This window comes from Streptomyces sp. NPDC002680, assembly GCF_042889145.1.
Classification (GTDB): domain Bacteria; phylum Actinomycetota; class Actinomycetes; order Streptomycetales; family Streptomycetaceae; genus Streptomyces; species Streptomyces adonidis.
The window spans coordinates 23,279-37,764 of record NZ_JBIAQP010000031.1 but is presented as its reverse complement, the minus strand read 5'-3'; the positions used below and the strand labels follow the sequence as shown (position 1 = coordinate 37,764).

Sequence of the window (14,486 nt, the reverse complement as noted above, 5' to 3'; positions counted from 1 at the left end):
ATCCCACAACCCGACTACTCCCTTACGACTACGAGAGTCCGCCATGTACGAGCTGTCCCGGGTCCGCCTCTACTCCATCGGTCCTGCCGGTGCGCGCTACGCCGACACCGTGCTTGACCTGCGGGGTGTCGGCGAGCCGGTGCCCGACCCCGCGCCCACCCAGGCGGAGTTCTTCGAGGACGAGCCCGTCGGACCGCCGCGCCGGCCCGCGCCCGCGGGCGTGCTCTTCCTGGAGAACGGCGGCGGCAAGTCCGTACTCCTCAAGCTGATCTTCTCCGTGATGCTGCCGGGGCACCGCAACACGCTCGGCGGGGCCAGTTCCGGTGTGCTGCGGAAGTTCCTGCTCGCCGACGACTGCGGGCATGTGGCCCTGGAGTGGCAGCACACGCTCACCGGTGAGCTGGTGGTGGTCGGCAAGGCGAGCGAGTGGCGGGGACGGCAGGTCTCCAACGATCCGCGGAAGTTCGCCGAGGCCTGGTACTCATTCCGGCCCGGGCCGGGGCTGAGCCTCGACAACCTTCCCGTCGCCGAGTCCACCGCCGTACGGCCGCCGGTGGAGGGCGCCTCCGGGGCCCAGGGGCGGCGCCGGACGATGAAGGGCTTCCGGGACGCGATCACCGAGGCGGGCAAGGCGTATCCGCACCTCGAAGTGCACTGGGAGGAGATCCACGACCGCTGGATCGAGCACCTCGGGGAGCTGGGTCTCGACCCCGAACTCTTCCGCTACCAGCGGGAGATGAACGCCGACGAGGGCGAGGCCGCCGGCCTCTTCGCGGTCAAGAAGGACTCCGACTTCACCGACCTCCTGCTGCGCGCGGTCACCGACACCCGGGACACGGACGGGCTCGCCGACCTGGTCGGCGGCTTCGGCAACAAGCTGGGGCGACGGTCCGAACTGATCGCCGAACGGGACTTCACCGCCGGGTCCGTGGACCTGCTCGGGCGGATCGTCGAGGCCGCGGAAGCACGGTCCCGCGCGCGGGACATCCACGCGGGCGCGGAGCGGCGTACGCGCACCCTCGCCCGACGGCTGTCCGCGCGGGGCGTCCAGGAGCGCGTCCGAGCCGGCGACCTCGCCCAGCGGGTCACCGCCGCCGCGTACTCCGTCACGCACTCCGAGGGCGGGCGGGAGCGCAGTGCGCTGATCGCCGCCGAACTCGCCTTCCGGCACGCCTCGCTGGCACTCGCGGCCGCGGAGAAGACGGCCGCCGCTCAGAAGCGCGAACTCGCCGACGCGCGCACCATGCACTCGGCCTGGCAGGCCGCCGAGGTCGTCCTGCGCCACCGCGCCGCCGCCGACCGCTCCGCGCGCGTGGCCGTCGCGATCCGCGAGGCCGAGCGGGACGCGGCCCCGGCCCTCGCCGCCCGCGCCAAGGCCGCCGTCGACCTCGTACGGGCGCTGCACTCGGCGGCGGAAGGCGCGGAGGCGCTCGCCAACGAGGAGGAGGAGCGGTCCGCCGTCCTCCAGGAGGCCGGCGAGGCCGCGCACCGGGACTCGACCGGCGCCGCCACCGAGGCCCAGCGTGCCCGCAGCGAGGTCGGGCATCTGAAGCAGCGGCTCAGCGAGGTCGAGCAGGAGACCGCCGAGGCGGTACGCGCGGGCTGGCTCGACGACAGCGCTCCCGACGCGGACCCCGCGCGGGCCGCGCTCGCCGCGAGCGACGCCGAGAAGACAGCCGTAGAGGCCTGGGACACCACCCGTGAGGCCTCCAGGCGGGCCTCCGAGCACGCGCGTGAGGCGGCGTCCGCCGAGTCCCGCGCGGAGCTGACGGCGGCCCGCGCGGCGGACGCCGCCACGGCTGCCGAGCGCGCGTACGACGCCGAGCAGCGCACCGCCGAGGCCCTGGCGGCCGAGGAACGGCTCGCCGAGCTGCTGAGCCTGCCGTCCGTGGGCGGGGCACGGCAGCGGGCCGCGCTGCCGCATCAGCACGGGGGCAGTGAGAGAGAGGGCAGTGGCGGTGCGGGCGGGAAGGGTGTCTCCCGTGCCCTCGACGAGGGCCCCCTGACCCCCGAGGAACTGGACCGCTTCGCCGACGAACTCCGTGAGCTGCTCGACGACGGTGTCACCTCCGCCGAGCGGCAGCTCTTCGAGCTGCGGACCGCCGCCGCCGACGACGCACGCATCCTCGGCGCACTCGGCGACGGCGGACTGCTGCCGCCCGGCCCCGACGTCCTGGCCACCGTCGAGTTCCTCGGCGAGCACGGCATCCCCGCGCTGCCCGGCTGGCGCTATCTCGCCCAGGCAGTCGACCCCGCCGACCACGCGCGCGTGCTGGCCGCCCGCCCCGAGCTGGTCGACGGCGTCGTCATCACCGACCCCGGCACGCACGCGCGTGCCCGCGAGGCCCTCGCCGACGCGGCCCTGCTGCCCCGGTCGGCCGTGGCGGTCGGAACGGCGGCCGCCCTCCTCGCTCCCACCCCGGCCCCCGGACCGGGCGACGGCGATGTGTTCCTCGTACCGCCGAACCCGGCCATGCACGACGAGCACGCGGCCGACGAGGAGCGGCAGGCGCTCCGGGCCCGGGCGGGGGAGCGGGAGGAGGAGATCCGCACGCTCGCGGCGCGGCTCGGGAAGGACCGGGAGCTGGCCGCACGGCTCACCTCCTGGCGTACGGGCTGTCCGGCCGGGCGGCTCGTCGAGCTGGCCCAGGCCGCTCGTGACGCGCGTGCCTTCGCCGAGGAGGCCGAGGCCGAGCTGGCCGAGGCGCGGACCGTGCGGGCCGAGGCCGACGAGGTGGCCGGTGAGGCGTCCCGTGTGCGGGACGAACGGCAGGAGGCCGCCCAGCGGGCCCGCCGCGCCGCCGACGCGCTCGCCGGACTGGCGTTCCGGCTGCGCGAACGTGCCGGCTGGCAGGTCAAGGTGCGTGAACTGGCCGACGAGGCCGTCGAGTCGGAGGCCCGCGCCCAGGTCTGCCTGGAACGCGCCCGGTCCGCCGACGAGGACCGGCGCGCCGCCCAGCGCGCCGCCGACGACGCGCGCCGCACGGCCCGCGCCCTGCGCGCCGAGCGCGCGGAGATCGCGGGCGCCCCCGACGACGTACCGGAAGCCGACGAGGACGCCGCGAAGTCGTCCCTGCCCGCCCTCCGCGAGGCCTACCGGGCCGCCTCCCAGCTCTACGAGAAGGTCGGCGTCGGAGCCGACCTGCGCGCGGAGCAGGCGCGGGCCGAGAGCGAGGAGAGCGCCAGTCGTGCGGAGCTGGACCGGCTGAGCAACAAGGTGCGTACGCGCGCCGAGCAGATGCTCCTGTCGCCCGACGGGTCCGACGGGCCGTCCCGGCAGGCCGCCTCCGCGCGCGCGGAGGAACTGGTCCAGCTGCTGGAGACCCGGGTGTCCACGGCCAGCGAGCAGCTGGGGCGGCTGCGCGGCGAGGCCGAGCGGCACGCGCCCGAGGACGGCGAGGCGCACACCGAGCTGGCCGAGAACCTCGTTCCGCGCGATGCCGAGCACGCCCAGGCCCTGCTGCGCACCGCCACCGCCGAACTCGCCTCCCGCACCGAGGCGTTGACCCAGGCCAGGGAGGCGCACGCCGAACTGCTCGACGCCCACCGGGCGGCCGAGGACGCCGCCTCGGGGTTCGACGAGATCGCCGCCATGCTCCGCGACCTGCTGCGCGAACACACCACGGACGAGGATCAGGAAGCCCAGGAGCCCTACCCGGGTAGCCCCGAGGAAGCACGGCAGTCGGCTGCCGAGGCCCGCCGCTCCCTGCGCGGCTGCGCCGCCGACCTGTCCGCCGCCGAGGGCGCGGTGCGCGAGGCGAGCGACATCCTCGTACGGCATGCCAACTCGACGCGGTACGAGGCGGTACGCACCCCCGCCCGCCAGCAGATCCGCGAGCTGCCCGCGTCCGCGCTGCCCGAGCACGCCCAGAAGTGGGCGGACGCCTTCGCACCCCGACTCCGGGTCCTGACCGACGAGTTGGCGCAGCTGGAACGGAACCGGGACTCGATCGTTGACCGGCTGCGCGGGCTCGTGGAGTCGGCGCTGGCCACTCTGCGGTCCGCGCAGCGGCTGTCCCGGCTGCCCGAGGGGCTCGGCGAGTGGTCCGGGCAGGAGTTCCTGCGCATCCGGTTCGAGGAGCCCGACCAGGCCACGCTCACGGAGCGGCTCGGCGAGGTCATCGACGAGGCGACCCGGGCGGCTGTGAAGAAGAACTCCGACCTGCGCCGGGACGGCATGTCCCTGCTCCTGAGGGGAGTCGGCGCCGCCCTCCAGCCCAAGGGCATCGCCGTCGAGATCCTCAAGCCCGACGCCGTACTGCGCGCCGAGCGCGTGCCTGTCGGCCAGATGGGCGACGTCTTCTCGGGCGGCCAGCTGCTCACCGCCGCCATCGCCCTGTACTGCACGATGGCCGCGCTGCGCAGCAACGACCGGGGCCGCGACAGGCACCGCCACGCCGGCACGCTCTTCCTCGACAACCCCATCGGCCGTGCCAACGCGACGTACCTGCTGGAACTCCAGCGAGCGGTGTCCGACGCGCTGGGCGTCCAACTCCTCTACACCACCGGCCTGTTCGACACGACCGCCCTCGCCGAGTTCCCCCTGGTCATCCGCCTTCGCAACGACGCCGACCTCCGCGCGGGCCTGAAGTACATCAGCGTGGAGGAACACCTCCGCCCGGGCCTGCCTCAGCAGCCCGTGGAGGGGGAGGGGGACACGGTGCACAGCGAAATCACGGCGACGAGAATGTTCAAGCGCCCGACACAGTCAACTCCCTCAGGGGCGACTCCCTAGGGGCGCGGGGAACTGCGCGACCAGCCACGACGGCGCCGCAGTTCCCCCACCACCCGCACCCCCCTAGGCGTCCCCCTTCAAAAGGTCAGCGCACTTCTCCCCGATCATCATCGTCGTAATACACGGATTCACAGACACCAACTCCGGCATCACCGACCCGTCAGCAACCCGCAACCCGTCAACCCCCTTCACCCGCAACCGCGTATCCAGCGGAGCCGACGCATCATCATCCGCCCCCATCTTGACCGTGCAGGCCGGGTGATAAACGGTGTTGTGGGTCTTGTGGATGTAGTCCAACAACTCCTCGTCCGTCCGGACATCCGGCCCGGGCGCCAGCTCCACCCCCGCCCACCCGCTCAGCGCGGGCTGCGCGGCGATACGACGGGCCAGCTTCAACCCGTACGTCATCACCCGCGCATCGTGCTCGTGCGTGAAGTACCGCGGATCGACCATCGGCTTGTCCCGATAGTCACGCGTGCGCAGCCTCACCGTGCCGCGCGACTTCGCCCGGGTCACATTGGGAGTCAGGCAGAACGCGTTCTCCGAGGTCGGATAGCCCCAGCGCGCCGTGTTCATGTCGAACGGCACCGAGCCGTAGTGGAACATCAGGTCGGGCCGGTCCAGGCCAGGTTCGGTGTCGTAGAAGATGCCCGCCTCCCACCACTGACTGGACGTCGTGGTCATCGGCTGCTTGGCGTCCCAAATGATGACGCCCTCGGGGTGGTCCTGGAGGTTCTCGCCGACGCCCGCCGAGTCCACGACCACCTCGACGCCGACCTCGCGCAGTTGCTCGGCCGGTCCGATGCCGGACAGCATCAGCAGCTTCGGGGTGTCGATCGCGCCGCAGGACACGACGACCTCGCGGCGCGCCCGTACGGTCCGGTTGTGGATGAGATCCGGGTCGAGATACTCGGCGCCCACGCAGCGACGCCCGTCCAGCACGAGCCGCTTCGCCCGCACCCCCGTCCGTACCTCCAAGTTCGGCCGCTTGTCCATGACCGGGTGGAGATAGGCGACGGAGGACGACTGACGGATGTTGTTCTCGTCGGAGTTGATCTGGAACCAGTTGGCCCCGCGGACCACCGTGTTGCCGGTGTTGAAGGGCGTGGTCGGGATGCCCGCCTGCGCGCACGCCTCCAGCAGGGCCGTGCCGCACGGGTCCTCGCTCTTCAGTGTGCGGAGCTTCACCGGGCCGGTGCGGCCGTGGTGGTCGCCGGGGGCGTCGTTGGTCTCCAGGCGCCGGTAGAGCGGGAAGAGGTCGGCCGCGCTCCAGCCCGTACAGCCCGCCGCCGCCCAGTCGTCGAGATCCTCGGCCGGGGCCCAGAAGGCGATGCAGGAGTTGTGGGACGAGCAGCCGCCGAGCACCTTCGCACGGGCGTGCCGCATGAAGCTGTTGCCGCTGGACTGCGCTTCGACCGGGTAGTCCCAGTCGTAGCCGGACTCCAACAGGCCCATCCAGCGTTCCAGTTTGAGGACGTCGTCGTCGCCGACGTCGCTCGGGCCCGCCTCCAGCACGCACACCGTCACGGACGGATCCTCCGAGAGCCGCGCCGCCACCACGTTTCCCGCGGTGCCACCGCCCACCACCACATAGTCGAACTCTTCGGTGCTCATGAGTGGTTGGTCCCTGAGTGGTTGGTCCATGGGTGGTTGACCTCCTTCAGTCGGCCGCCGGAGCGGAGAGGGGACCGGCCGACCCGGCCGAGGGCTCCTCAAGCCGGTGTCCGGCGAGCACACCTGTCCGGTGCCGCTGGATGAACCAGTAGTAGGCGAAGCCGCCGCCCGCGATGACCCCGACGAACAGCACCGCGCCCCACTGGAGGTACCAGTGGAAGGGGGCGGTCGCGTTGTAGACCTCGGCGCGCGGCCAGATCAGGTTGGTCGTCATGGCGGCGCCCCAGACCACGGCCCCGATGTTGACGAGCAGGCCCCAGCGGCCCAGCGAGAACTTGCCGTCACCGGCCGGCTGCCACTTCCCGCGCAGCCTCGCCACCAGCATGGGCCCGGTGACGCCCAGATAGGCCAGGTAGATCATGATGATGCCGATGCTGGTGACGACCGTGAAGATCTGCGGCTGGCGGATGTTGACCACCAGGATCCCCAGCGCCAGGACGCCGATGATGACGGCGGGCAGTACCGGTGTCTGGAAGCGCGGGCTGACCTTCGCGAGCAGCGAGGACGCGGGCAGGTTGTTGTCGCGGGCCATCGCGAACGCCAGCCGGATCGCCGCCGTGTGGACGGCGAGCGCGCAGACGGTGACCGCGATCAGCACGCACCACAGCATCGCCTTGCCGGCCGTGGACCCTAGGACGTCGAGCACGATGTACTGCAGACCGTCTGTGGACAGCTGCTCCCCTTTCAGGCTGGAGACGCTCATCAGCGCGAGGAGCAGGATCAGTCCGCCCAGGACGAAGGAAGCGACGATCGCGCGGATGATCGCGCGCGGCGCGTTCCGGGACGGGTCCACGGACTCCTCGCCGAGCGAGGCGGCCGTGTCGAAGCCGTACATGACGTACGCGGATGCCAGGGAGGCCACCAGGAACGCGCCGAGGTAGCCGGCGCTGTGGTTCGCGCCTGTGCCGTTCGTCTCCATGACCACCTGCGGACCGCGTGTGATGTGCACGGCGAACAGGACGATCAGCACCACTGTGGCGACGAGCTCGATGAAGACACCCGCCGTGTTGATCGTGGCCATCAGCTTGACGCCGAAGGCGTTCACCACGGTCGTGAACAGGATCAACACTGTGGCCAGGATCACCGCGTTGGTCGCCACGTCGTACTTTCCGGTGCCGTCCCCGACGATCTGGAACACGTGGGAGATCTGCGGCAGCGTGAGCTGGTAGGCGAGCGCCACCGCCGCGATGGACACGATCGAGGCGATGAGCATCATCCAGCCGGCCAGCCAGCCCAGATGCGGATTGCCGACCTTCTTCGACCAGTTGTAGACCGAGCCGGCCACGGGGTAGCGGGCGGCCAGCTCCGCGAAGCAGAGCGCGACCATGAACTGGCCGACGAACACCATCGGCCACGACCACCAGTAGGCGGGACCGCCGCTGCCGTAACCGAAGTAGAAGAGTTGGAAGGTGCCGGTCAGGATCGAGATGTAGCTGATCCCGGCCGCGAAGGTGTGGAAGTTGCCGAGGGTGCGCTTGAGTTCGGGCTTGTAGCCGAACTCGGCGAGTTCGGCGTCGTCCGTGTGCCCTGGGCCTGTGGGTTTTTCGGTCGTTGCCATGAGCGGACTCCTGGTGGGCCTGGGGAGTGGGAGGAATCGGAGCGGCTCGTTGCGGGTGCCGGGATCAGTCGAGTGATGGCATCAATGGGGCGGGATCAATAAAAGCGCACATTCAAGACGTGCGGAGGGAACGACGTACGAGCGGGGTTACAGACGTGGGGCGGAACGTGGGCGGGCGTTACGCGAACCAGCCCTGCGGTGAGGGATCGGTGTTCCGCCAGATGTGCTTGGCCTCGCGGTACTCGGCGAGTCCCGAGGGCCCGAGTTCGCGGCCGAAGCCGGACTGCTTGTAGCCGCCCCACTCGGCCTGGGGGACGTACGGGTGGTAGTCGTTGATCCACACCGTGCCGATCCGCAGCCGGGCCGCGACCCGCTGTGCCTTGGCGTCGTCGGTGGTGAAGACACCCCCGGCGAGCCCGTACACGGTGTCGTTGGCGAGCCGGACGGCCTCCGCCTCGTCCGTGAACCGCTCCACCGTGAGCACCGGACCGAACGACTCCTCCTGTACGACGGTCATCCGGGCGTCGCACTCGTCGAGCACTGTCGGCGGGTAGTAGAAGCCGTCGTCCAGGCCTTCGGGGCGTGCCCCGCCGCAGCGCAGCACCGCGCCCTCCGCCAGCCCCTGGGCGACATACGCCTCGACCTTCGCACGATGTGCCTCGGAGATCAGCGGGCCGGTCTGCGCCTGCTCGTCGAACGGGCCGCCGAGCCGGATCAGTTGGGCCCGCCGGACGACCTCGTCGACGAACCGGTCGTGCAGCGAGTCCTCCACCAGCAGCCGGGCCCCGGCCGAGCAGACCTGCCCGGAGTGCAGGAACACGGCGGTGAGTGCCATGTCGACGGCCGTGTCGAAGTCGGCGTCGGCGAACACGATGTTGGGGTTCTTGCCGCCGAGTTCAAGCGCGACCTTCTTCACCGTTCCGGCTGCCGCGGCCATCAGACGGCGGCCGGTCTGGAGTCCGCCCGTGAAGGAGAGGAGGTCGACGTCCGGATGGTCGCCGAGCGGCGCGCCCGCCTCCGGACCTGCGCCGAGGACGAGGTTGGCCACGCCCGCGGGCAGTCCGGCCTCGTCCAGGAGCCGCATCAGATGGATCGCGGAGTGCGGGGTCAGCTCGCTCGGCTTGAGGACGAAGGTGTTTCCGGCCGCGAGAGCCGGGGCGACCTTCCAGGCGGTCTGGAGGAGCGGATAGTTCCATGGGGTGATCAGCGCGCAGACGCCGACCGGCTCGTACACGACCCGGCTGTCCACGCTCGGCGAGCCGGTGTCGATGACCCGCCCGGTCTCGCTCGCCACGAGCCGCCCGAAGTAGCGGAAGCAGTTGACGATGTCGTCGATGTCGTACGCGCTCTCCACCAGCCGTTTTCCGGTGTCGAGGGACTCGGCGCGGGCCAGCTCGTCCTTGTCGCGGACCATGAGGTCGGCGACGCGCAGCAGCAGATCACCACGCTCACCCGCCGGAGTACCCGGCCACGGGCCCTCGTCGAAGGCACGGCGGGCGGCGGCGATCGCCTCCACCGTGTCCTTGCCGCCCGCCTCGTCGACGACACCGACCAGTGAACCGTCGGCGGGACAGCGGATCTCCCGGGTGCGCTCGTCGAGCGCGGACCTCCACGCACCGCCGATGAAGAGTTCGGGCATGTTCCTGTTCCTCCTGGTCAGCGCCGTAGCAAGGCGCCCTTGCGGCTGGGCGCCTCCCCGGCCGACGACGGTTCATGCCGAATGTGATCTTCGACACGTCAGCTGGGGTGGTCGGCGTGCCCGGCCGGAGGGAGTGCCTTCGCCTGTGGAACCGATGTGGTACTCGTCCGGCACCAGCACACCACCCTTCGGGCGCGACCGCGACGCCATCGCAGGCGACATTCGCGCATGGGGGTCGCAGGGGTGTGCGGTTCATTGGTGATGAGGCGCCGCTGGAGTGGGTGCTGGCGTCCGCGCCCCGGTGGAGAGGCTCAGGGGACCGCAACCGGCCCTGGGCGAACGCCCGGGCCTTTCCCGGCCCTGGGGCGTCCTCCTGCGGGGTCTGCCCGATCGGGGCCTCAGGGGTGGGAGAGCTGCCCGGATCCGCCGCCCTGCCTGGCTATCCGCTCCTGGGTCCGAGCGGCCGCCCGGACCTGCCGTCGGGCCTTGCGGCGCTCGCGTCGCAGTGCCCGTGCCGTGCTGCTGGGGGTCGACACCACGCCGTTGCGCTGGTTCCAGACCTGGCGTGTCACCCATACGTCGAGCGCGGCCCAGGTGGCCACCACTGTGCTGGCCACGCTGCTGAGCACCATCGGGAAGGCCAGCCAGGAACCGGCCAGCGTGCACAGGAAAGCCACCATCGCCTGGATCAGGGTGACGGCGATGACGAGCACCGCCCGTACGGCCGCCGTACGCACCGGGTCCGGCAGTCGGCGCCGACGTGCGGGCTCCTCCACCCACAGCTGTCGATAGGAGGGCTGTGCGCCGACACTCCCGTCCACCGCGTCCCCTTCCCTTTCCCCCGTGCTCCCCGGCACCTCGCGCCGGTCCGCCGCCGCGAGGCCGCCATCGGGTGCCTCGGGAGCGCGGACCGCCGCCAAGGGCGCCGCGATGTTGTTCTCGACCTCTTCGCGTCGTTCCGCCGTGCCCATCACGTGCCACTCCCCACCGCCCGGCAAGACCGCCCGTCCCGATGCCCGTGGACACCGGCTCCCCAGTGGTTGCCCGGCTTGCACTGTTCTACGCCGCCCGGATGCGGGTTTGCGGACCCCGCTGACGGTTCCGCTGCCCACTTCCTGTGTACAAAGACGAACGACGTGTCTCGAAGATTCCCATCAAACGCAAAAATCCAGCCAAACGGTCAGGTTGGCCGACGGCTGCCGTCCTGCGGTCGATGCCGGATTCGTGGAGGCAATCTCCCGTAATGATCGGACAACTCGCCATCTCTCGCCAGGGGGACGGAAGTTCAGCCTCCGGACAGGTCTTCGAGTTCTCTGTGGGTCAGTAGTAGGCTCACGCCGATTATTGACGCACATGTGTACCCCCGCACCGGCGGGGGCGAGCTGGGGGAGGCCATGCGCTTTCGCGGGAAGTCCATCCGCCGGAAGATCGTGGCGCTGCTTCTCGTGCCGCTGGTGTCCTTGACCGCGATCTGGGGCTTCGCCACGGTGCTCACGGGTCGCGAGGCGGCCGAGTTGTTCAATGTGTCGTCGATCGTGGAGAAGGTCAGCTACCCCACGGAGGACGCCGTACGCGTGCTCCAGCAGGAGCGCCGGCAGACCCTCGTCTACCTCGCCGACCCCCGTGCCTCCGACGCACTGGCTGCTCTTCGGCGCAGCCGCAGCGCCACCGACGACGTCATCGGCGAGATCCGTGACAACGCCGATAAATCCGACGTACGCAACTCGATCAGCGACAGTGACAGCGAGCGCCTCAGCGCCGTCCTGGAGGCGTTCGACGGCATCGACCCGCTGCGCCGCAGTGTCGAGGAGGGTACCGTCACCCGGTCCCAGGCCCTCGACCTCTACAACCGCCTGGTCGACCCCTGTTACGTCCTGCTCGCCAACCTGCACATCATCGACAACCTCGAGATGGACAAGCAGGCCCGCGCCCTGGTGAACACCGCCCGCGCCCGCGAACTGCTCTCCCGCGAGGACGCGTTGCTCGGCTCGGCCCTGGTCGTCGGCAAGGTCTCCCGCGACGAGTCCCGCGACATCTCCGACCTCGTGGCACAGCGCACCGTCATGTACGACGTCAGCCTGCCGCTGCTCCCGCTGTCGGACCGCGCACGCTACGAGCGGTTCTGGAAGAACGCCTCCACCGCACCGCTCCGGGTGGCCGAACAGGCCGCCATCGGCGCCGAGTCCGGTCGGCCCCGCGGTGTCACGGCGAAGAGCTGGGACACCACCGCAGGCGATGTCCTCGACGAACTCCGCAAGCTCAACGACCAGTCGGGCGACCGCTATCAGGACCGGGTCCGCCCGGTCGTCATGGGCGTCATCGTCAAAGCCGTCGTCGCCGGCGTCCTCGGACTGGTCGCCCTGCTGTTCTCCCTCTTCCTGTCCGTACGCATCGGCCGCGCCCTCATCCGCGACCTGCGCCAACTCCGCCTTGAGGCCCACGAGGCCTCGGGCGTGCGGCTGCCCAGCGTGATGCGCCGTCTGTCGGCCGGTGAACAGGTCGACGTGGAGACCGAGGTACCGCGCCTGGAGTACGACAAGAACGAGATCGGCGAGGTCGGCCAGGCCCTCAACACCCTGCAGCGCGCCGCCGTCGAGGCCGCCGTCAAACAGGCCGAACTCCGCTCCGGAGTCTCCGAGGTCTTCGTCAACCTCGCCCGGCGCAGCCAGGTCCTCCTGCACAAGCAGCTCACCCTGCTCGACACCATGGAGCGCAGGACCGAGGACACCGACGAACTCGCCGATCTGTTCCGCCTCGACCACCTCACCACGCGTATGCGTCGGCACGCCGAAGGCCTGGTGATCCTCTCCGGAGCGGCCCCCTCCCGGCAGTGGCGCAAGCCCGTCCAGCTGATGGACGTCGTACGCGCCGCCGTCGCCGAGGTCGAGGACTACGAGCGCATCGAGGTCCGCAGACTGCCGCGGATGGCCGTCACGGGACCGGCCGTCGCCGACCTCACCCACCTCGTGGCCGAACTCCTGGAGAACGCCACGGTGTTCTCGCCCCCGCACACGGCCATCCAGGTCCTGGGCGAACGGGTCGCCAACGGGTTCACCCTGGAGATTCATGACCGGGGCCTGGGCATGGCGGCCGAAGCACTGCTCGACGCCAACCTGAGGCTCGCCGAGACACCCGAGTTCGAACTGTCCGACACGGACCGGCTCGGCCTGTTCGTCGTCAGTCGGCTCGCCCAGCGGCAGAACGTCCGAGTCTCCCTCCAGCCGTCCCCGTACGGCGGCACCACGGCCGTGGTCTTCGTTCCCGACGCGCTCCTCACGGACGACGTCCCGGACACCAACGGCATCGGCTTCCGCCTCGACCGTGCCCAGCCCTCCAAGGAAGCCGCGTTCGAGGAGAGCCGCAAGACCGCGCTCTCCCCGGCACCCGTGCGCCTCCCCGGCCTGCCCGCCTCGCTCATCGACGGCCCGGTCGAACTGGAGGCGCCGGTCGACCTGGACGCCCTCGACGACTTTCCCGGTTCCTTCGGCGACGTGGACGGCGAGCAGGGCGCTTTCCTTCGGCCGCGCCGCTCGATCACCGGAGCGACGGACGAAACGAGCGACCTCCCGGTCGACCCTCGCCAGCAGTTCTCCGAGGACCGGGGACAGACCGCCCCCGACGGTGCGGCCGGCCGGACCGACGACCCCGTGGCGCTGCCGCGCCGCCGGACTCCCAAGCTGGTCAGCTCACACGGCCGTCCGGTCACGGAACAGCCGTCCCGGCGCAGCCCGGCCCTGGCGGACGAACAGCCGGAGACCACGGGTTCGTCGGACCCGGACACGCTGGCCCCGCTCCCGGCCCGCCGCCGAGGCGAGTCACCGGTCCGCCGGTCGGGCGGCGGTGCGGGTGACGGTTTCGGCGACCGCACGGAACCTCCGGTGCGCAGTTGGGACAGCCGAGGGGACAACGCCGGCCGGGGCTTCGAAGGCCGCGCGGACTCAGCAGGCTCAAGGTCCTTCACCGACCGCATGCAACCGCCCGCCTCACGCTTCGGCGACCGATCCGTCACCGACCGTCCCGACGCGCCCTCCCGCGGTGCGGGCGGACGGGCGGAGGCCGGCCGCAACGGCCTCGGCGACCTGTCGCCGGAAGCCCCGGCCCTTCCGCAGCGCGACCGGCGCGGTGGCTCCGGCGGGACCGCCTCCCACCCCGGTGCGGCGGCGGATCCGGCCGCGTCCGGTACGGCAGGGCTGCCCCGCCGCGTACGCCAGGCGAACCTGGCTCCGCAGCTGAGGGACGGCCCGGAGCGGCGCGCCGAACGGGCGAAGTCCCGTACCCAGGACGGAGCCGACCTCTTCGACCGCGATGCCGACCAGGTCCGCAGCCGAATGGCTTCGCTGCAGCGTGGCTGGCAGCGTGGTCGTGAGGAGAACGCCACGGGCGAAGACGCCCAGGACGGCACAGCACAAGGAACGACTAAGGGGGACGGTCGATGACCGCACCGAAGGCGACCGGCCAGAGCGCGAGTGACAAGGCGTCCGGCGAACTCAACTGGCTCCTCGACGACCTCGTGGACCGGGTGGCCAGCATCCGCAGAGCGCTCGTGCTCTCCGGCGACGGACTGCCGACCGGGGTCTCCAAGGACCTCAGCCGGGAGGACAGTGAGCACCTTGCCGCCGTGGCCTCCGGATTCCACAGCCTGGCCAAGGGCGTGGGACGTCACTTCGACGCGGGCAGTGTCCGCCAGACGGTCGTCGAACTCGACGAGGCCTTTCTGTTCGTGACGGCCGCCGGGGACGGCAGCTGCCTGGCCGTGCTCTCGGACGCCGACTCGGACGTGGGCCAGGTCGCCTACGAGATGACTCTCCTGGTGAAGCGTGTCGGTGTGCATCTGGCGGCCGCTCCGCGCACCGATCTGCCCGCAGGCGGGTAGTGAGATG

The 14,486-nt window shown here is 71.1% G+C and carries 7 protein-coding genes; 3 read left to right on the top strand and 4 right to left on the bottom strand.

Annotated elements, in window-relative coordinates:
• Positions 1-43 precede the first annotated feature (43 nt).
• Positions 44-4,735 carry a hypothetical protein gene (locus ACFYXF_RS49170; protein WP_389360432.1) on the top strand — a complete coding sequence of 1,564 codons (4,692 nt, stop codon included), beginning with the start codon at positions 44-46 and terminating at the stop codon, positions 4,733-4,735.
• 63 nt (positions 4,736-4,798) lie between these two features.
• Here ACFYXF_RS49170 and ACFYXF_RS49165 read toward each other — a convergent pair whose 3' ends face one another.
• From ACFYXF_RS49165 to ACFYXF_RS49150, 4 genes are all read right to left on the bottom strand, one after another.
• Positions 4,799-6,349 (bottom strand): GMC family oxidoreductase, encoded by a 1,551-nt coding sequence (locus tag ACFYXF_RS49165; protein ID WP_389360430.1) that lies wholly within the window; start codon positions 6,347-6,349, stop codon positions 4,799-4,801.
• A gap of 46 nt (positions 6,350-6,395) precedes the next feature.
• Positions 6,396-7,967 carry an APC family permease gene (locus tag ACFYXF_RS49160; protein WP_389360428.1) on the bottom strand — a complete coding sequence of 524 codons (1,572 nt, stop codon included), beginning with the start codon at positions 7,965-7,967 and terminating at the stop codon, positions 6,396-6,398.
• A 178-nt stretch (positions 7,968-8,145) separates the two neighbouring features.
• Complete coding sequence (locus ACFYXF_RS49155) at positions 8,146-9,606, bottom strand: aldehyde dehydrogenase family protein (RefSeq protein ID WP_389360426.1); 1,461 nt, start codon at positions 9,604-9,606, stop codon at positions 8,146-8,148.
• A 398-nt stretch (positions 9,607-10,004) separates the two neighbouring features.
• A complete protein-coding gene (locus tag ACFYXF_RS49150; RefSeq protein WP_389360424.1) occupies positions 10,005-10,577 on the bottom strand; it encodes a hypothetical protein in 573 nt (190 codons plus the stop codon).
• A 423-nt stretch (positions 10,578-11,000) separates the two neighbouring features.
• Here ACFYXF_RS49150 and ACFYXF_RS49145 point away from each other — a divergent pair, with 423 nt between their 5' ends.
• Both ACFYXF_RS49145 and ACFYXF_RS49140 read left to right on the top strand, forming a co-directional pair.
• Positions 11,001-14,042: a nitrate- and nitrite sensing domain-containing protein gene (locus ACFYXF_RS49145; protein ID WP_389360520.1), complete on the top strand. Its 3,042-nt coding sequence runs from the start codon at positions 11,001-11,003 to the stop codon at positions 14,040-14,042.
• A complete protein-coding gene (locus ACFYXF_RS49140) occupies positions 14,039-14,479 on the top strand; it encodes a roadblock/LC7 domain-containing protein (RefSeq protein ID WP_389360422.1) in 441 nt (146 codons plus the stop codon). Before ACFYXF_RS49145 ends, ACFYXF_RS49140 begins: the two co-directional genes overlap by 4 nt.
• Positions 14,480-14,486: the final 7 nt, after the last annotated feature.